The following is a 17031-nucleotide window of genomic DNA, read 5'->3' on the forward strand; positions in this document are numbered from 1 at the left end:
TTCCATTTGTTGGACACCGGCCAGCTTCTTCCGCGCTACACCTGGCATGCCGGCTGATGGTCACGATCTGTTCGCAGCGGCAGGGGGATCGACGTCCGTTCAACAGGTCGACAACATCACGGACGAAACCCTGACCGAGTACCGAGCGGTTCCGTAGCATCCCCGAGGATGCGCACCGCTATATGCTCGGCTCCCGCTCGGCGATCGACTGGGTACTGGAGCGGTACCAGGTTAAGACAGATAAGGTCGCCGGGATCATTGGTGCCGGACCGGAATCCCATTAACCCCCGAACCTGCCCTGCCCAGGCTCCAGTATCCCCTGAACGTCACCTGCCGGCGATCCATGCCAGTGTCCTGCAGCAGGTACCGGCGCATCTCCATGACCATTCCTGCCTCGCCCGCCAGCCACGCATATTCCGGCATGCCGGCAGCATGGTTCCGGCCGGTGCACACGGCACGGGCTTTTGTCCTGGACAGCCCCGGTGCCGGGGGAAGCAGTTGGTCCGCATGGGTTGCTTCCGGCGCGGATTCCAACGAACCGGATACGGCGGTGCGGAGAGCCGCTTGCAGCAGTTCGCCGTGCCTGCGCGCCCCGGCGTCACTGCGTGCCAGCCACCGTATGCGCACGGCGGACCGGGTACTGATGTGCTGGAAGTCCCCGGGGTGGGGCACCTCCAGGAGTGCGTGGCCGGTGAAACCGTCCGGCAGCGCCTCAAGGATGGCACTGATCGCCGGCACCGCCGTTTCATCGCCGGCCAGCATTACCCGGCGGGCGGCCCCCGGGTACCAGGTAATCCCACAGTTCCCGGGGGCGTCCGCACCTTCGGCGGCTTCCTCGGTGGGGCCAATGAAGACCGCGCCGGTACCCGGGGTGGCAGCCCGTGCCCAAGTGGAGCCAGGTCCGCTGCCCCCGTCCGCATGGTGCAGGACGAAGTCCACGTCCAGCTCCGGGCCGGCCGGTCCCGGACGGATCCGGCGGACCGTATAGCTGCGGATGGCGCCGCGTCCCGGCTGTTCCAGACGCAGCCACTGCCGGTACCAGCCCTGCGCGAGCCTGCTGCCGGGTTCACCCGGCAGCGACAGCCGGTGCCCGGGGGTCGGCAGGATGATCTTGATCCTCAGATCCAGGCAGGGCTCGGGAACACCCAGCCGTGCCAGGGCCGGACCCGAGAAGGTGATGCGGCGGAAATGGGGTCCCAGATCCTGAACCCGGCGGACAACCACGTCGAACACCTGCACGGAAGCGGCGGCAGTGCCCGGGTCCGGCTGGCCCTGTGCACGTGGATCGGGGGCGGCGGTCACAGGTCCTCCAGCGGTCGGGGCGAAGACGGCGTCCGCGGATGGTGTTCTCCACAGCCGCCGCCTTCGCGGTTCATGGTTCCGGGCAGGGCCAGGGCCCCGCTCCGCAGGTTAGGGAAGCTGCGGGTCCACGCCGAAGTGGTTGGCCAGTTCGGTGATTACCGCGTGGGCGCCCTGGATGCTGACCGAGGTCAGGAAGGTGGTGTCGTCAACCTCAAGGATGTCGCCGGTGAGGCGCTTCCACAGCGGGTTGGACTGGAAACTGTCCTGCTGGGCCCTGGCCGGATCTCCTTCCGGCCCTTCCGGGGCGTAGGCGCTGACCATGATCAGCCCCGCGTCTGCGGTGAGGATCTGTTCAGGCGAGAGCGGGACGAAGACTTCCTCGGTGGTGTCCGGCTGGTTTTCCGGCCGGGGGAGGCCCATGTCGGTCATGATGTGGCCGATGAAGGAGTTGGAGGAGTAAAGGCGCGCGGTGTCCCCGGCGAAGAAACGGACCAGTGAATACGTGATGCCCGGTTCCTTGGCCAGGATTTCCTGCCCCACGGCCCGGGCCCGGGCTTCATAGCCGGCGACCAGGTCTTCGGCCGTCTCCTTTTTGCCCAGCGCCTCGCCGAGGAAGACGACGTTTTCCTTCCAAGTGGCCCCGGTGCTTTCCGAGAAGACCGTGGGGGCGATCTTGGACAGTTGCGGGTAGAGCGCCTCGTGGCGCATTTTCGCCGAAACGATCAGATCCGGGTCCAGTTCCAGGATTTTTTCCAAGTCGGGCTCCGCCAGCGTGCCGACACTGACCGCGTCGCGGGTTTTCTCGCTGACATCGCCCAGATAGGACCCGAACGGATGCGCCGGGTCGTGGTGCGCGTAGCCGACAATGTCCGCCCCCAGCAGCAGCGCGGCATCAATGTAGCTCGAATCCAGCACCACCACGCGCTCGGGCTGGGCGGCAAGCTCGGTGGAACCCATGGCGTGGTCCACGGTCAGAGGGTATTCGGCACCCCCGGCGCCGGGGCTTTCGGCGTCTCCGGCAGCCGGAGCCGGAGCGCTGCAGGCGGTAGCGGCCAGCAGGGCGGCAGCGGCGACGGCGGTCCGGAGTTTTTTCAGGGCGAGTGTTTTCATGCGGGCTGCTTTCGTCTGGTGCGTGGCGAAGTTGGTTACTTAGGTAAGGCTTGGCTTGGATCCGTCGTAGACTGTAGCAGCTGTCCGGAAATACGAACCACAAACCTGACGTAATAGAAGAAGCGGGATGAAGACACTGCATGTACCGAGCGGCACCGGGGATGGCCCCGGTCCGGAAGACACGGTTCCTGCCGGCCGCGCGCGGGCAGGTCTGCGGAGGCCGGCTGTCCTGGCGGTGCTGCTCGGCATGGCCGTGGTGGTGAGCATTTGCGTGGGCAGCCAGCCGTCATCACTGGCGGAGGCCTGGCATGCGGTGGTCACGCCCGCCGGAACGGCCATGGACACTACGATCCGCGAGCTCAGGTGGCCACGGACGGTTACCGGCATTGCCGTTGGGGTCTGCCTGGGGGTTGCAGGCGTCCTTGCACAGGGCCATACCCGTAATGCGGTGGCCGATCCGGGCCTGCTTGGCATCAACCAGGGCGCGGCACTGGCCATTGTCGCGGCCACGGCCATGGTCGGGCAGTTGCCGCCCGTGGTCCAGGCGGTCCTGGCCTTCGGCGGGGCCCTGCTGGCCAGCGTGCTGGTGTTCCTGATCGGTTCCGCATCGCGGCGCGGTTCCAGCCCGGTGACCCTGGTTCTGGCCGGGGCAGCGGTGAGCGCGCTATGCGGCGGCCTGGTCACCGCGATTGTGCTGTTGAATGAGGCCGCCCTGGATACCCTGCGCTTCTGGCAGGTCGGCTCGCTGGCCGGGCGTACCGATGCCCTGCCGGCGCTGTGGCCGTTCCTGCTGGCCGGGCTGGTGTTCGCTGCGGTGAACATCGCCGCGCTCAATGCCCTGGCCCTGGGCGAGGACAATGCCAGGTCGCTGGGGATTTCGGTGCTGCGGGCCCGCAGTACGGGCATCGCTGCCATTACCCTGCTGGCCGGTTCCGCCGTGACCATGGCCGGGCCGGTCGCCTTCGCCGGACTGCTCGTCCCGCATATCGCCCGCGCCCTGGCCGGGGCGGACTACCGCCGGCTGATCCCTGCCGCCGCGGTCGCGGGGGCGGCGCTGATGCTCTTCGCCGACACGGCCGGACGGGTCATTGCCCGGCCGGGGGAGCTCTCCGTCGGGGTGGTCCTGGCCATCATCGGGGCACCGTTCTTTGTCCATCTGGCCCGCCGGCGCCGGCTGGTGGCCGTATGAGTGCAATCGCAGGCGTCCGGGAGCAGCGGCGGTTCCGTTCGGTCCGGGCCCTGCGGGCGGGGCCGGTATCGGTGCGGTTCTATCCGCGGACCCTGTCTGTCGGCGCAGCCCTGGCGCTGCTGCTGGTCGCGGCAGCCGCTGTGCACCTGGCGCACGGCGGCACGCAGCTGCCCTACCACCAGGTGCTGGCCGCGCTCTTCGGCGATGCCTCGCAGCCCAAGGTCCATCTGGCGGTGACGGAGTTCCGCGCCCCGCGGACGGTGGCCGCCGTGGTTGCCGGGGCCTGTCTGGCCGCGGCCGGGGCGATCACCCAGGCAGTTGCCAGGAACCCTCTGGCCAGCCCGGACGTACTTGGTGTTACCGCGGGCGCATCGTTGGGAGCAGTGTCGGTGCTGGTGGTCGCCGGCGGCGGAGGGGCCGGCCTGAGCGGTCTGGCCGCCGCCCTGGGCATGCCCCTGGCCGCCTTCGCCGCCGGGGTGCTCAGCGGTGTCGCGGTCTACCTGCTGGCCTACCGGGGCGGCCTCGACAGCTACCGGCTGGTCCTGGTGGGGCTGGGCATCAACGGCTTCGCGGCCAGCGTCACCACCTGGCTGCTGACCCTGGGTGATGTCACCAATGCGGCCCAGGCGCTGACGTGGATGGCCGGATCGCTCAACGGCAAGGACTGGCCCCTGGTCGGGCCCATGGCCGCGGCAGCCGCCATCCTGCTGGGCGGCGCGGTGCTGTGCGGCCGGTCGCTGCTGCTGGCCGGCCTGGGCGAGGACACCGCCGTCGGCCTGGGCGTCCGGGCCGGCGCGGTACGCGTGACCGCCCTGTCGCTGGCCGTCCTGCTCGCCTCCGTGGGAACCGTCGTGGCCGGGCCGCTGGTATTCGTGGCACTGGCCAGCCCCCAGATCGCCCGCATGCTCACCGGCTCGGCGGTACCTCCGGTCGCCGTCTCCGGCCTGACCGGGGCGGTCTTCGTGCTGCTGGCGGACGCCTTCTCGGCCAATGCCCTGCACGTGCCGCTGCCGGTCGGGGTGGCCACCGCCGTCGTCGGCGCGCCTTACCTGATCTACCTGATACTGCGCTACCAACGGAGGCTTACATGAACCCGGCTCCGGGACGGCTCCGCGCCGAATCCCTCACCCTCGGCTATGACGGCCGGGACATCATCCGCGACCTGTCGCTGACGGTTCCCAGGGCCCAGGTCACCGCAGTGATCGGCCCTAACGGATGTGGGAAATCAACCCTGCTGCGCGGCCTGGGCAGGCTCCTGGCACCGCGCTCCGGCCAGGTCACGCTCGACGGCAAACCGCTTCCCCGGCTCTCCACCCGCTATATCGCCACCCAGATAAGTTTGTTGCCGCAAACACCCGCCGCGCCCCCGGGCCTCAGCGTCGCCGACCTGGTCTCCCGGGGCCGCCACCCGCGGCAAAAGTGGTACCAGCAGTTCTCATCCGCGGACCAGTCCGTCGTCCGGGACGCGCTGGAGGCAACCGGCATGCTCGACCTCGCCGACACACCCGTCGAGGAGCTTTCCGGCGGCCAGCGCCAGCGGGCCTGGATCTCCATGATCCTGGCCCAGGAGACCGAAATCCTGCTGCTCGACGAGCCCACCACCTACCTGGACCTGGCGCACCAGGTCGAACTCCTCGAACTCATCCGCCGCCTGAACAGGGACCACGCCCGCACCGTGGTCATGGTCCTGCACGACATCTCGCTGGCCGCACGCTACAGCGACCACATTGTCGCCATGAAAGGCGGCCGGATCATCGCCCGGGGACATCCGGCCGAGGTCATTACCGCCGAACGGCTGCAGGACATCTTCGGCCTGTCCGCCCACGTCGTACCCGAGCCCGTCGCCGGCCGCCCGCATGTCATCCCGCTGGGCAGCTCGGGCCCGGCAGGCTCTTCCCCCGCCCCGGGCGCCGCGGTCGCTGCCGCCCGCAATTAGGGTACGGAATTCTGCCTTTTTGATTCTCCCGGACGGGCCTACCGTGGATCAGGGAGGCCCGCCCAACCGGGGCGGCCCGGGTTTGGAGGAACTGCCATGACCGTGACCTCGCACGTCGGCGACTGTACCGTAACGAACTGCTCCTTCAATGACCATACGGAATGCCATGCCCCCGCCATCACCGTGGCCGGCGGTGAAAACCATGCGGCCTGCGCCACCTTCATCGATACCAGTGCCCACGGCGGCTTGCCCAAGGTCTTGGCCAGCATCGGGGCGTGCCAGCGTGCCGAATGCGTCCACAACGACCACCTGATGTGCCAGGCGCCGGAGATCCATGTCGGCCCCGGAGCCGACAACGCCGACTGCCTCACCTACGCGCACGGGTAGGACCGCCGTGCCGGGGTTCCCCGCCGGTTCATCGTCTCCTTCGCGGCCGAGCCGCAGGTGCAGGAGGCGCTCGGGTGGGTGGTGAGGGGACCTTGGAACGGTCCCGGGTTTCCTGCCCATTCCTGATCGGGAGCTTGAAGGGCTCCGGGGCGGAAGGCGGGTATTGCCCGGGCGCGGTGTTGCCCGCCCCTGCGCAAAGGAGGACGGAATGACCGTGCAGACGGGGGGTGAAGCAGTCTCCGCCAGGATCGGCGCGGTGGCGCTGCCCCTGGGGGTCATCCTGCTGGTGGTGTCAACGATGTTGCATCCATCCCGGGAAGATCCCATGGACAACCCCGCCGTTTTCCGCGAGTACGCCGAACACGAGGGCTGGGTTGCCGTGCATTTCGGCCAGTGGGTCGCGGGCCTGCTGTTTTTCGCCGGCCTGGTCGCCCTGTATTACTCCCTGACGGCGAGGCCGGGCAGGGCAACGCTGCCGGCGCGCCTGGGCCTGGCCGCCGTGGTGGTGACCGCGGCGGCCCTCACGATGCTGCAGGCCGTGGACGGCGTGGCGCTCAAATGGGCCGTGGACACCTGGACGGCCGCCCCCGCCGACCGGCAGGACGCCGCCTTTGCCGCCGCCGAAACGCTGCGCTGGACCGAGTATTCGCTGCAGAGCTACTTCAGCATCCTGCTCGGGCTGACCCTGATCCTCTTCGGGCTGGCCATCGCCGCGGGCTCCGCCTATCCCCGGTGGACGGGGTGGCTGGCGGCCGCCTCCGGCGCAGCCTGGATCGTCCACGGCCTGATGGTGCCTTACATCGGCTTGTTCGAGTCGGTTCCCCGGGGCATCGCCTCGGTCCTGATGTACCTGTGGTCCTTCATCATGGCGTTCCTGATGTGGCGCAGGGCCGGCCGTGAAGCCGAGGCGGCCCCGTCCGCCGCCTAGGCGGCACGGTCCGCGGACCCGGCGGCCTGTCCAGCCTCAAACCTGCCATAATCTTCACATGCATGAAGATAAGAAGGCATGCACGCTAAGCGTGGACAGCCAGTGCGTTGAGCTGGCCGTCGAGGTGTTCTCGATGCTGGCCGATGCCACCCGCGTGCGGATCATCCTGGCCCTGCGCGATACCGAACTGCCGGTCAATGAGCTGGCCGAGGTCGTGGGAAAGTCCCCGACGGCCGTATCCCAGCACCTGGCCAAGCTGCGGCTGGGGCGGATTGTTGCCACCCGACAGGAAGGGACCAGGGTGTACTACCGGCTGGAGAACGAGCATGCGCGCCGGCTGGTCACCGACGCAGTGTTCCAGGCCGAGCATTCACTCGGCGGCGTGCCGGCTCACCACCGGGTCCGGATGACGGGCCAGGATCCGGCCGGGCAGGTGGACGCATGAGCCGGAAACCGCTCCAGGAGCACGCCGGCCACCGGCACGGCCATGACCACGGGCACGAACATGCTCATGGCCACCCGTCGGGGTTCCGGGGCTTCCTGCACGGGCTGTTCGTCCCGCACACGCACGATGCGGCGGACTCCATCGACGCGGCCATGGAAGCAAGCGCCCAGGGCATCCGGGCCGTCAAGATCTCCCTGGCCGGCCTCGGGGCCACCGCGCTGGCCCAGCTGCTGGTCTTCGCCGTCAGCGGTTCCGTTGCCCTGCTGGCAGACACCGTCCATAACTTCTCCGACGCGCTCACGGCGGTGCCGCTATGGATTGCCTTCCTGCTCGGCCGACGGGCGGCGACCCGCCGGTACACCTTCGGTTTCGGCCGGGCCGAGGACCTGGCCGGGCTCTTTATCGTGGCCATGATCGCGCTGTCGGCCGTGGTGGCCGCGGTCGAATCGGTCCGCCGGTTCTTCGAACCCCAGCCGGTGGAAAACCTGGGCTGGGTATTTGCCGCGGGCCTGATCGGGTTTGCCGGCAACGAGCTGGTGGCCGCCTACCGGATCCGGGTCGGCCGGCGCATCGGTTCGGCCGCGCTGGTGGCCGACGGCATACATGCCCGCACCGACGGCTTCACCTCCCTGGCCGTGGTTGCCGGCGCCGCCGGCATCTGGCTTGGCTTCCCCCTGGCCGACCCGATCGTGGGGCTGCTGATTTCCATTGCCATCGCGGTGCTGCTCTGGGGCACCGCCCGCGACATCGGCCGGCGCCTGATGGACGGGGTCGACCCGGACCTGCTCGCCCGGGCCGAGCAGGCCATTGCGCCCCTGGTTCCGGCCGGCTCCACGGTGAGGATGCGCTGGTCCGGACACCGGCTCCGCGTCCTGGTCACCTGCCCCTCGACGGCACCGGCACCGTGCGGGAACTGCACGGCCTTCAGGCGGAGGTCGCCGCCGCCGTCGGGAAGGATGTGCCCGGCACCGCCGAGGTCCTGCTGGTCCCGGTCCCGGATGCAGGGGTTCGCTGATGCCGCCCCGAAGAGGACGGGGATCTTTGCCGCCGCCCAGATCTCCGCGCTCCTTCGTGTCAGTGCCGGGCGCCGGGGGACGGCTGCTGCCGGAGGACCAGGGAGCTGCCGAGCACGGCCCGGCGGAGTTCTTCCGGGCTGTCGTATTTCCCGCTGTCGATGTATTCGCAGAGCAGGCCGACTGCCTGGGGGTGCTTCAGGACGAGGTCGATGAGTCCGGTGCCGTGCTCGACGATGCTGTAGCGCACGTCGTACAGGTCGGTGTATTCACGGTAGCTGCCGGCCAGCCCGTGGCGGTCGCCCTCGGCGATGAGCAGCCTGGCCAGGGAGGCGCCGAGGCTGATGATGTTGCGCTGTGCCGCGACGCCGATGTGTCCGGGCCAGGGGGACTGGGCGAGGCCGTTGATGAGGCTGATGGCGTCGCGGGCCTCCTGGCGGACGTTGAACCCCGCACTGTCCCTGTCGGTCTTCCGGGCGCTGCTGATCTTTCCGGGCCTGGGCCGGGCCTTCCGGAGGCCGGTGTTGGCCACCTGGGCCTTGGCATGGAAGTAGTTGTCGCCTGCCATCCTGACCCAGAGGCCGAGCTTGCCCGGCGAGTGCAGGTAATGCCGGTACAGGTGGGTGGCGATCAGGTCCCGTTCGGCGGCCGGGCACTGGCTTAGGAGCCCGGTAAAACCGCTAAGGTCGTCGTAATCGAGTGCGCCGGCGACGGCCAGCGCCCGGGGGAAGGACTTCAGCCGGGTCCTGCCGCGGTAGGCGGCGGCGACCCGGGCGAGCGTTTCCGCCGGCACATGCCGTTCCTGCGGCGCCGGATCCGGGTTCCCGGGCACGGTTCCGTCGGTGCGTGGAACATCTGCAGCTGCCGGCCCCAATGCCGCCGCGACCATTCCGGTCAGCGTCTTCCGAAACCCCATCCGACGCGTTTGCCTTCCCCGCCCGGGAGGGTGCGGATGGGATCGCCGTGCTCCCGCCTCCGCCGGGCCGGGTGCGGCTGCCGGGATCCGGACGGGGCCGGCCGGTACGGACTCCGCGGGGGAATCGCGCAGCATGTCCGCCGGCGGCAGCTGCCCTGCCCCGGTGCCGGGGCTGCCGCCGGAGTACTCCTTGAGCCAGGCCAGGGCGTCGGCATGCGAGGTGAAGTATTTGACGGGATAGGGCGGGCGGTGGACGGCATGGAAGAACTTCGCCAAGGTGCCGTCCGCGGGCGATGACCCGACCAAGGCCATTCTGGAAATGGAAGACCGGCGTGCAAACGCAGCCATCGCCGCGGGGCTGGCGGAAGCAATCGCCGACAGCTCCACCAGCCACTGATGGAGGCTGCCCCCGCCTAGTTCGTGCGCCCGGGCCAGCACGCTCCGGGCGTGCAGTTCCTCGACGCGGAAACCGGCGGCCCAGCGCACATGCACGACGCCGTCGGCCAGGCGGCGGATTGCCGCATCCGGGGGCTCGGCAACGGCTGCCGTCACCGGCAAGGGTCCACGCAACGTCGGTTCCTTTCGCTCTCCCGCCGGATCTGCTGCGGGTGATCTCCCTGTCCGGGATTGGTCCATCCGTCCGGTGGCGCACTCCGCCGGGCGGGCATAGCAGGCAAACCTTAAGGATCTTAAAGGATTAACCAAAGGAACAGGTATTTACGCGTGAGTTTATCCGGGTACTGCTGAAAACTTCAAGCTTCAACCAATGGCTCCTGCCGGTTTCATCCGGGATGGCCGCACCCGGCCGCCGGTGTTCACCGGGCTGTCAGCCTCTCCTGCTACACTCCCGGCGGGGGCCTGAGCAGTCCGGAAGGAGGCCCGGAATGAACCACGCGGGCAGGGCGTGGGTGCCGGAGGACCAGTGGATAGTCCGGGAGAACCTGCGGGAGTTTATCGACGACCTGGTGGAGCTGGGGTACACGGTGCGCGGCGGGCAGGGGGAGGACCCGGAACTCATCAACCCCGGAGGCTCTGCCGTGGAGACGTGGCGGGAGGACTACCCGTACGACGAGCGCATGTCCCGGGAGGACTATGAGCAGGAGAAGTACAAGCTGCAGATCGAGCTGCTGAAATTCCAGTACTGGGGCCAGGACCACGGCCTCAGGCATGTGATTGTCTTCGAGGGCCGCGACGCGGCCGGCAAGGGCGGGACGATCAAGCGCTTCACCGAACACCTGAATCCCCGCTCGGCCCGGGCCGTGGCGCTGGCCAAACCGTCCGACCGGGAACACGGCCAGTGGTACTTCCAGCGCTACATCTACCATTTGCCTACGGCCGGGGAGATCGTGATGTTCGACCGCTCCTGGTACAACCGGGCCAACGTCGAGCGGGTCATGGGCTTCTGCACGGACCAGGAGTACCGGACCTTCATGGAGCAGGCGCCGCTGTTCGAGAAGATGCTGGTGGACGCCGGGATCCACCTGACCAAGTTCTGGTTCTCGGTGACCCGCCACGAGCAGCGTACCCGCTTCGCGATCCGGCAGATCGACCCGGTGCGGCGCTGGAAGCTCTCGCCCATGGATCTGGCCTCCCTGGACCGGTGGGAGGACTACACGGAGGCCAAGGAACAGACGTTTCTGCGCACCGACACCGACCACGCCCCGTGGACCACCGTCAAGTCCAACGACAAGAAGCGGGCGCGGATCAACGCCATGCGCTTTTTCCTCAACCAGTTCGACTACGAGGGCAAGGACACCTCGGTGGTCCATGCCCCGGACCCGCTGATTGTGCGCCGCGGCCGCGACGCCGTCGGGGACTGACCGGGAACTCATACAGCGTGCCGGAGCCCGGTATTGTCCGTGGCCGGTGCTACATTCGTGCCCAAAGGTTCCGCAGCAGCACCTGCTCGAAGGGAACTTATGCCACGGGTGCGGGTCGAATACGGCGGCAGCTGGGCCGCCGACGTCGTGGAGCGGGGGATCGGGATCCCGCCGCTGGACATCCCGCCTGTCCTCTCGCCCGTGCTCAGCGTGGACGGCCGGGTCGAACCCGACGCCACCGCCTGGCTCGCCGAAGTCCATGCCCGCACCGGCGGGACCAGGACGGCCGCCTCCCATGCGGAGAGCCTGCAGCGGTTCGCCGCGTTCCTGCTCGAGCGCAACACCACGCTGCGGGGCGCGCTGAACAGGCACATCGTGGACTACGTCAGGCACCGCACGGTGGACGCCGCCACCCGCGTGGCCGGGGCGACCTGGCAGCGGGACCGCACCGCGATCAAGCAGTTCTACGAATGGCTGCGCGATACGCACGGCATCGCCCTGCCGATCACCCTCGACACCGTTCCCACCTTCCGCGGCCCGGTCGCCTCCATGCGCGAGGGCCGCGGCGTTCCCGTGGACTGCGCCGCCGGGACCCCCCTGGAACCGCCGCAGATCCCGGAACTGCTCGCCGCGGCACGGCGCCCGGGACCCGGCGGGATGAACCTGGCCGGCGCCCGCGATGCTGCCTTCATCGGGCTCGGCCTGGCCTGCGGAGCCCGGGCGGACACCCTGGCACACCTGACCATATACGAACTGCCCGACCCTGCACTGCCGGGGGACCTCGTGGAGATGTACCTGCCGGGGGCCGTCAGCAAGAGCCGCCGCGAGGTCCGGCTGCTGGCCTTCCGCCAACACCTCGAGCCCGTCTACGGCTATCTCAAGGCGGCCCGGCCCCTGCTGCTTCGGGACTGGCGGCCGGAGGACCCGATCCGCATCGCACAGCCGCCGGTGCCCGGCTGCCGGGAGGTCTTCGACACCGCCGGCAACAGGCTCAGGTTCGACACCATGACGGCCGGCGAACGCCAGCGGCTGCTTACCCCCGGCGGCGAGCCCGCCATGCTGTTTTTGTCCGCCCGCAACGGCGCCCCGCTCTCGTACCGGGCCGCGGAAGAACTCACCAGCGACGCCTCGCGCCTGGCCGAAGCCCACGCCCGTGCACGCGGCGCCTGGTTCCCGCACGTGCACACCCACGACCTGCGGCACACCTATGCCACCCACCTGGCCGCCTTGTACATGCTGGGCATCCCGGGCCGGGACCCGGCCGCGGCCCGGTGCCGGCCGGACGCCCGCGCCGCCGTCAGGATGGCGGCCACCGGGCTGGGCCACGTGGACGCGGCGGTCACGGCCGGATACGTCCGGCAGGCCGGCAGGATGTGCCGGCACTACGGCGTCGAGGATTTTCTCGGACGGATCGAGGAGGGCCAGTGAACAGCCACCGGGAACTTGCCGACGGACTCAGGGACGCGTTGACCGCCGACGGAAACCTTCCGGTCCCGCTCCAGGCGCTGATCGCCGGCACCCTGGTGTGCGCCCGCGGCGGGGCCCCGAGCCGGCTGGGCATGGCGAAAGTGGGCGGATACTCCTACGGCAGTTCGCAGAACCACTATGCGGACCTGCTGGAAGCCATCGTGGACCGGCTTCCCGCCGCGGTCGCCTCGATGGCCGGCCAGGCCGACCCCGTCACCGCCGCCCGGCTCAGCGAAGAAGTCCGGCGGCGCGACCGCACCATCGCCGCCCTGCGCCGCGAACTCCAGGTCCTGGCCGAGCGCCAGGAGCATATGCGGCGGTATGCGCTCGCCCTGCACGAACGGCTGCGCCGGCTGGAGGGGGCGGGGGAGACAGCAGGGGTTTCCGACAGATCCTAATCCTTACGGATTGTTGGCGGCGGCCGACAGTAAGGGACAGCGGCTCATTGGAGGAGCCCTGAACCAGGACCAGGACGGGCAAAATGATCGTTGTCACGCGGCTGAACGAGAGCCGGTTTGCGGTCAACCCTGACCTGATCGAGCGCATCCATGCCAGTCCGGACACCACCCTGGTCATGGTGGACGGCGCCAAGTACATCGTCACCGAGACGATGGAAGAGGTCATCGAGATGATCGCCGGGTACCGCGCCTACATTCTGAACCTCGCCCGCGACATGCCCGCCGCCGTCTACCAGCACGGCCACCCGCAGCTCGGCCTCGTCCCCCCGGCGGCGGAGCAGCACGGCGGGTCCGGCCCGGCCGGCAAGACAGTGCCGCTTCGCCCAAGGAACAACTAATGGATCTCGCCACCATCATCGGAATAGTCCTGGCTTTCGGGGCCCTGTATGCCATGCTCACCCTCGAGGGTTCCCATGTGACGGCCATCCTGCTGCCGGCCCCGATGATCCTGGTCTTCGGCGCCACCATCGCCGTCGGGCTGGCCGGCGGCACGCTGAAGGACTTCCTCCAGGCTTTCAAGGCGGTTCCGAAGGCGATCAAGGGCAAAGTCGTTCCGCCCCAGGAAATCATCGACAAGGTCGTCGCGCTGGCAGAGAAGGCTCGCGGCGAGGGCCTGCTGGCCCTGGACCAGGAAGCGTCGGAAACGGAGGACCCGTTCCTGCGCCGCGCCCTGCAGAACATCGCCGACGGCACCGACGCCGAGGAGCTGCGGATGATCCTCGAAGACGAAATCGCCACGAAGGCGCAGGCCGACCGCACCGCCTCGAAATTCTTCCAGGGCCTGGGCGGCTACGCGCCGACCGTGGGCATCATCGGCACCGTGGTGTCCCTGACCCACGTGCTGGAGAACCTCTCGACGCCGGACCACCTGGGCCCGATGATTGCTGCCGCCTTCGTGGCCACGCTGTGGGGCCTGCTGACCGCGAATTTCCTCTGGCTGCCGCTGGCCGCCCGGTTGCGCCGGATCTCGGAGCTGGAACTGGACCGGATGACCCTGCTGATGGAGGGCATGCTGGCGGTCCAGTCCGGCAGCCAGCCGCGCCTGCTGGGTGAGCGGCTGCGGGCCATGGTTCCGGCCCAGGACCTGCCGCGGGCCGATTCTACCGCCGCGGCCGCATGAGCCGGAACAGGCACCGCCGTTCCGGCCGTCACGAGGAGGACGAGCACCCGGACGAGCGGTGGATGGCCTCCTACATGGACATGGTCACCGTCCTGATGTGCATGTTCATCGTGCTGTTCGCCATGTCCACGGTGGATGCGAACAAGTTCGCGCAGCTGGCCAACTCGCTGGCCACCGGATTCGGCTCGGTACGGAGCGAGAAGGTGGACACCGCCCAGGGCGTGGTGGTCCCGCCCGAGCTGGTCAATGAGGAAGGCGAAGGCTTCGCGGACCTGGAGGTCGCCCTCCGGGAGGTGGAGGACCTCACCGGGCTGCGGGAGGCCATCGCCGGCAGGCTGCACCGGGAGGGCCTGGAGGACGCTGTCCGCTTCGAGCTGGACGAACGGGGCCTGACCGTCAGGCTGGTAGGCAGCGAGTCCTTCTTCAAACCCGATGATGCCTCCCTGACCTCCCGGACCGCGCGGGTGCTGGACACGGTGGGACCGGTGCTCGAAGCGGTGCGCTACGAGCTGAAAGTGGAAGGCCACACGGCCCAGGTGCGGGACTTCGACCCGAAGCCGCTGGACTGGGAACTGTCCTCGGACCGCGCCGTGAATGTGCTGCGCCGTCTGGTGGAGAAGTCGGGGGTGGCCATGCAGCGCATCTCCGCGGTGGGCTTCGGCGAGTCCCGGCCGCTGAACACCTCCGGCTCCAGGGCGGACCTGGCGGCCAACCGGCGGGTGGACATCGTGGTGCTCTCCGGACAGCCGGAGACGGTGCGGGCCCTCATCCCGGAGGTGGCCAAGGACCCGGAGGCGGTCCTGCGGAAGATCGAACAGTCCCGGCAGGCCAGGCCCGCGGCCCCGGCGGAAACCGGCAGCGCCAAGCCTGCCGGAGAGGATCCGGGCGGCCAGTGACGCCCGGGGGCGGCGGGAACCCCGGCAGGAAATTTCCGCACCGCTGCTAACATCGGCGCGCCCCCTGCCGACAGTGCCAGCTGTGACGGTCCAGGATCATGTGCAATCCAGCGTGCCCGCGAAGCCTGCCCCGACAGTGGAGGTATACGACTTCCGCCGGCCCACGGCGCTGGCGCGCGAGCACTCGCGCGTGCTGGAGCTGGCTTTCGAGACCTTTGCCCGCCAGTGGGGCACCCAGCTGACCGCCAAGGTGCGCGTCATCTCCCAGGTCACCTCCGAGCAGGTCCTGATGCAGACCTACGATGACTACGCCGCCTCGCTGCCGGCCACCACTGCCATGGTGCTGTGCGCGCTGGAGGATATCAGCGGCAAGGCCGTCATCCAGTTCCCCACCTCCGCCGCCCTGACCTGGGTGACGCACATGCTCGGCGGCGCCGGCCATGGCCGCATTCCCGAGCGCAAGTTCACCCAGGTGGAACAGGCCCTGATCAAGCGCCTGATGGAAGACGCGCTGGAGGACCTGCGTTACTCGCTGGGCTCGCTGCTCACCACCCCGATCGGGCTGGACTCGATCCACTACAACTCCCAGTTCGCCCAGGCCGCCGCCACCAGCGACCTGATGATCGTGGCCTCGTTCGAGATCCGGGTGGGCGAGAGCAATGCCCCGGCCACCGTGGCCTTCCCCGCGGAGGTGCTGCTGGCCCAGCTGCGGGACGCCTTCCCGGTGAGCAACACCACCAATGCGCGCGGCCTGATCGAGGCCCACCTGGCCCGGCTGCCGGTGGACGTGTCCCTGCAGTTCACCCCCATGCAGGTCACGCCCCGCGAGGTTCTGGGGCTCGCCGTCGGGGACGTGCTGCCGCTGCCGCATCCGCAGCACCGCCCGCTGGATGTTGCCATCGGCGGGCAACCCCTGTCCCACGCGGCCGTGGGCGCCAGCGGTTCCCGTCTGGCCGGCGTCATTGTCACTACCGAGGAGAACACCCGATGAACCCCACCCAGACCCTGCCGGCCGCCGCGGCGGATGCGCTCCTGGGCCTGCTGCCCAGCACCAGCCCGCTGTACGCGCTGGCCTGGCCCGACGGCGCGTCGCTGGCCGCGCGCGTGACCCGCGCCGTGACCGCCTCCTTCGTCGGCGAGACCTCGGCCGACCTGGCCGTAATGCTCGAAGACACCTCGGCATTGGTCATGGCGGCCGGCACCGGCTCGCAGCTGGTCTCCAGCTCGGACCTGCTGCGTCCGGCCCTGGAAGCCGCCTCGTCGGTACTGGGCACGGGCGTGCTGGGCGAGACGCGGGTGGACAATGCCGCAGCGCTGTTTGCCGATCCCGCCGCCGGCGTCTTCAAGCTGACCAGCGACGACGGGCAGGCCGCCGGCTGGTTTGCGATCCGGGTGCGGGATAACCGTGCCGGCCGCTTCGGTTCCGGAGCCGACGTGGTGGGTAAGCTCGGCCGCATTAACAATGTGGAAATGTCGCTGACCGTGGAGATCGGGCGCACCCGGATGTCGGTACGCGACGTGCTCGGCCTCGAGCCCGGCGCGGTGATCGAACTGGACCGCTCCGCCGGGGCCCCCGCGGATGTGCTGCTCAACGGCCGGCTGATTGCCCACGGCGAGGTGGTCGTCGTTGACCAGGACTACGCGGTGCGCATCACCAAGATCCTTGACGTGGCCGAAGGGCTTAACTAAGTGGACACCTTTGTCCTGGCGCTGCGGGTCCTGCTCTCGCTGGCCGTGGTGCTTGGACTGCTCTGGGTGCTGCAGCGGCGCTTCTCCGGTGGTGCCGCCGGCAGCGCCGGCGACGTTCCGCTGACAGTGCTTTCACGCCGGAACATCAGCCCCAAGGCCGCTGTCGTCGTCGTCGAAACGGACGGCAAGCGCTTCCTGCTCGGGGTGACCGAACAGTCCGTGAACGTGCTGCACGCGTCCAACGCGCCGGAGGGTGCGGCGGCCTTCGCACGCTCGCTGGACGAGGCCGGGTACGACGGCGCCGCGCAGGACGCGGTGCCGGCGCCTGCGCTGTATCCGGTCCCGGCCGGGCGGC

The 17031-nt window shown here is 69.3% G+C and carries 19 protein-coding genes and 1 pseudogene; 17 read left to right on the forward strand and 3 right to left on the reverse strand.

The features are described 5' to 3' along the window. Nucleotides 1-182: 182 nt before the first annotated feature. Complete coding sequence (locus ACFQ36_RS05235; protein WP_377011326.1) at nucleotides 183-284, forward strand: hypothetical protein; 102 nt, start codon at nucleotides 183-185, stop codon at nucleotides 282-284. Here ACFQ36_RS05235 and ACFQ36_RS05240 read toward each other — a convergent pair. Both ACFQ36_RS05240 and ACFQ36_RS05245 read right to left on the reverse strand, forming a co-directional pair. Further along, a complete protein-coding gene (locus ACFQ36_RS05240) occupies nucleotides 256-1302 on the reverse strand; it encodes a siderophore-interacting protein (RefSeq protein ID WP_377011328.1) in 1047 nt (348 codons plus the stop codon). The genes ACFQ36_RS05235 and ACFQ36_RS05240 overlap by 29 nt on opposite strands. Before the next feature lie 108 nt (nucleotides 1303-1410). Further along, nucleotides 1411-2412, reverse strand: coding sequence for an ABC transporter substrate-binding protein (locus tag ACFQ36_RS05245; RefSeq protein ID WP_377011330.1), 1002 nt, complete (start codon nucleotides 2410-2412; stop codon nucleotides 1411-1413). Nucleotides 2413-2539: 127 nt separating this feature from the next. Between ACFQ36_RS05245 and ACFQ36_RS05250 the strand changes: the two genes are divergently transcribed. From ACFQ36_RS05250 to ACFQ36_RS05280, 7 genes and pseudogenes are all read left to right on the forward strand, one after another. Beyond that, nucleotides 2540-3601 (forward strand): FecCD family ABC transporter permease, encoded by a 1062-nt coding sequence (locus tag ACFQ36_RS05250; protein WP_377011332.1) that lies wholly within the window; start codon nucleotides 2540-2542, stop codon nucleotides 3599-3601. Further along, a complete protein-coding gene (locus tag ACFQ36_RS05255) occupies nucleotides 3598-4692 on the forward strand; it encodes a FecCD family ABC transporter permease (protein WP_377011334.1) in 1095 nt (364 codons plus the stop codon). The genes ACFQ36_RS05250 and ACFQ36_RS05255 overlap by 4 nt, the downstream gene beginning before the upstream one ends. After that, nucleotides 4689-5537, forward strand: a complete 849-nt coding sequence (locus ACFQ36_RS05260; protein WP_377011336.1) for an ABC transporter ATP-binding protein — start codon at nucleotides 4689-4691, stop codon at nucleotides 5535-5537. Before ACFQ36_RS05255 ends, ACFQ36_RS05260 begins: the two co-directional genes overlap by 4 nt. A gap of 102 nt (nucleotides 5538-5639) precedes the next feature. Then, nucleotides 5640-5924: a DUF1540 domain-containing protein gene (locus ACFQ36_RS05265; RefSeq protein WP_377011363.1), complete on the forward strand. Its 285-nt coding sequence runs from the start codon at nucleotides 5640-5642 to the stop codon at nucleotides 5922-5924. A 208-nt stretch (nucleotides 5925-6132) separates the two neighbouring features. Further along, the gene (locus tag ACFQ36_RS05270) at nucleotides 6133-6852 is read left to right on the forward strand and encodes a hypothetical protein (protein WP_377011338.1); all 720 of its coding nucleotides are present in this window, start codon (nucleotides 6133-6135) and stop codon (nucleotides 6850-6852) included. Between the two features lie 58 nt (nucleotides 6853-6910). After that, nucleotides 6911-7297, forward strand: a complete 387-nt coding sequence (locus ACFQ36_RS05275; protein ID WP_377011340.1) for an ArsR/SmtB family transcription factor — start codon at nucleotides 6911-6913, stop codon at nucleotides 7295-7297. Continuing rightward, nucleotides 7294-8312: pseudogene (locus ACFQ36_RS05280) on the forward strand (cation diffusion facilitator family transporter). The gene ACFQ36_RS05275 and the pseudogene ACFQ36_RS05280 overlap by 4 nt, the downstream one beginning before the upstream one ends. Nucleotides 8313-8371: 59 nt before the next feature. Here ACFQ36_RS05280 and ACFQ36_RS05285 read toward each other — a convergent pair. Further along, nucleotides 8372-9796, reverse strand: coding sequence for a hypothetical protein (locus ACFQ36_RS05285; protein WP_377011342.1), 1425 nt, complete (start codon nucleotides 9794-9796; stop codon nucleotides 8372-8374). 314 nt (nucleotides 9797-10110) lie between these two features. On the opposite strand from ACFQ36_RS05285, the gene ppk2 reads away from it, so the two are divergent. The 9 genes from ppk2 to ACFQ36_RS05330 form a co-directional block, all read left to right on the forward strand. Beyond that, nucleotides 10111-11046 (forward strand): polyphosphate kinase 2, encoded by a 936-nt coding sequence (gene ppk2, locus ACFQ36_RS05290; protein ID WP_377011344.1) that lies wholly within the window; start codon nucleotides 10111-10113, stop codon nucleotides 11044-11046. 99 nt (nucleotides 11047-11145) lie between these two features. Further along, a complete protein-coding gene (locus tag ACFQ36_RS05295) occupies nucleotides 11146-12474 on the forward strand; it encodes a hypothetical protein (RefSeq protein WP_377011346.1) in 1329 nt (442 codons plus the stop codon). Then, a complete protein-coding gene (locus ACFQ36_RS05300) occupies nucleotides 12471-12911 on the forward strand; it encodes a hypothetical protein (RefSeq protein WP_377011349.1) in 441 nt (146 codons plus the stop codon). Before ACFQ36_RS05295 ends, ACFQ36_RS05300 begins: the two co-directional genes overlap by 4 nt. A gap of 83 nt (nucleotides 12912-12994) precedes the next feature. After that, complete coding sequence (locus tag ACFQ36_RS05305) at nucleotides 12995-13309, forward strand: flagellar FlbD family protein (protein WP_377011351.1); 315 nt, start codon at nucleotides 12995-12997, stop codon at nucleotides 13307-13309. Next, a complete protein-coding gene (locus tag ACFQ36_RS05310; protein ID WP_377011353.1) occupies nucleotides 13309-14091 on the forward strand; it encodes a motility protein A in 783 nt (260 codons plus the stop codon). The genes ACFQ36_RS05305 and ACFQ36_RS05310 overlap by 1 nt, the downstream gene beginning before the upstream one ends. Further along, nucleotides 14088-14987 (forward strand): flagellar motor protein MotB, encoded by a 900-nt coding sequence (locus ACFQ36_RS05315; protein ID WP_377011355.1) that lies wholly within the window; start codon nucleotides 14088-14090, stop codon nucleotides 14985-14987. Before ACFQ36_RS05310 ends, ACFQ36_RS05315 begins: the two co-directional genes overlap by 4 nt. Before the next feature lie 112 nt (nucleotides 14988-15099). Then, on the forward strand, nucleotides 15100-15978 hold the full coding sequence (locus tag ACFQ36_RS05320; protein WP_377011357.1) for a flagellar motor switch protein FliM: 879 nt from the start codon (nucleotides 15100-15102) through the stop codon (nucleotides 15976-15978). Beyond that, nucleotides 15975-16676 (forward strand): flagellar motor switch protein FliN, encoded by a 702-nt coding sequence (gene fliN / locus ACFQ36_RS05325; RefSeq protein ID WP_377011359.1) that lies wholly within the window; start codon nucleotides 15975-15977, stop codon nucleotides 16674-16676. Before ACFQ36_RS05320 ends, fliN begins: the two co-directional genes overlap by 4 nt. Beyond that, the coding region (locus tag ACFQ36_RS05330) for a FliO/MopB family protein (protein WP_377011361.1) at nucleotides 16677-17031 on the forward strand (355 nt) is incomplete at its 3' end.

Origin of the sequence: Arthrobacter sp. GCM10027362 (assembly GCF_042679445.1) — a bacterium.
In the GTDB taxonomy this organism is placed as follows: domain Bacteria; phylum Actinomycetota; class Actinomycetes; order Actinomycetales; family Micrococcaceae; genus Crystallibacter.

Coding starts and splice junctions, on each gene's coding strand:
- ACFQ36_RS05235 (WP_377011326.1), top strand. CDS start 183: ATGCTCGGCTCCCGCTCGGCGATCGACTGGGTACTGGAGCGGTACCAG.
- ACFQ36_RS05245 (WP_377011330.1), bottom strand. CDS start 2,412: ATGAAAACACTCGCCCTGAAAAAACTCCGGACCGCCGTCGCCGCTGCC.
- ACFQ36_RS05250 (WP_377011332.1), top strand. CDS start 2,540: ATGAAGACACTGCATGTACCGAGCGGCACCGGGGATGGCCCCGGTCCG.
- ACFQ36_RS05255 (WP_377011334.1), top strand. CDS start 3,598: ATGAGTGCAATCGCAGGCGTCCGGGAGCAGCGGCGGTTCCGTTCGGTC.
- ACFQ36_RS05260 (WP_377011336.1), top strand. CDS start 4,689: ATGAACCCGGCTCCGGGACGGCTCCGCGCCGAATCCCTCACCCTCGGC.
- ACFQ36_RS05270 (WP_377011338.1), top strand. CDS start 6,133: ATGACCGTGCAGACGGGGGGTGAAGCAGTCTCCGCCAGGATCGGCGCG.
- ACFQ36_RS05275 (WP_377011340.1), top strand. CDS start 6,911: ATGCATGAAGATAAGAAGGCATGCACGCTAAGCGTGGACAGCCAGTGC.
- ppk2 (WP_377011344.1), top strand. CDS start 10,111: ATGAACCACGCGGGCAGGGCGTGGGTGCCGGAGGACCAGTGGATAGTC.
- ACFQ36_RS05295 (WP_377011346.1), top strand. CDS start 11,146: ATGCCACGGGTGCGGGTCGAATACGGCGGCAGCTGGGCCGCCGACGTC.
- ACFQ36_RS05305 (WP_377011351.1), top strand. CDS start 12,995: ATGATCGTTGTCACGCGGCTGAACGAGAGCCGGTTTGCGGTCAACCCT.
- ACFQ36_RS05310 (WP_377011353.1), top strand. CDS start 13,309: ATGGATCTCGCCACCATCATCGGAATAGTCCTGGCTTTCGGGGCCCTG.
- ACFQ36_RS05315 (WP_377011355.1), top strand. CDS start 14,088: ATGAGCCGGAACAGGCACCGCCGTTCCGGCCGTCACGAGGAGGACGAG.
- fliN (WP_377011359.1), top strand. CDS start 15,975: ATGAACCCCACCCAGACCCTGCCGGCCGCCGCGGCGGATGCGCTCCTG.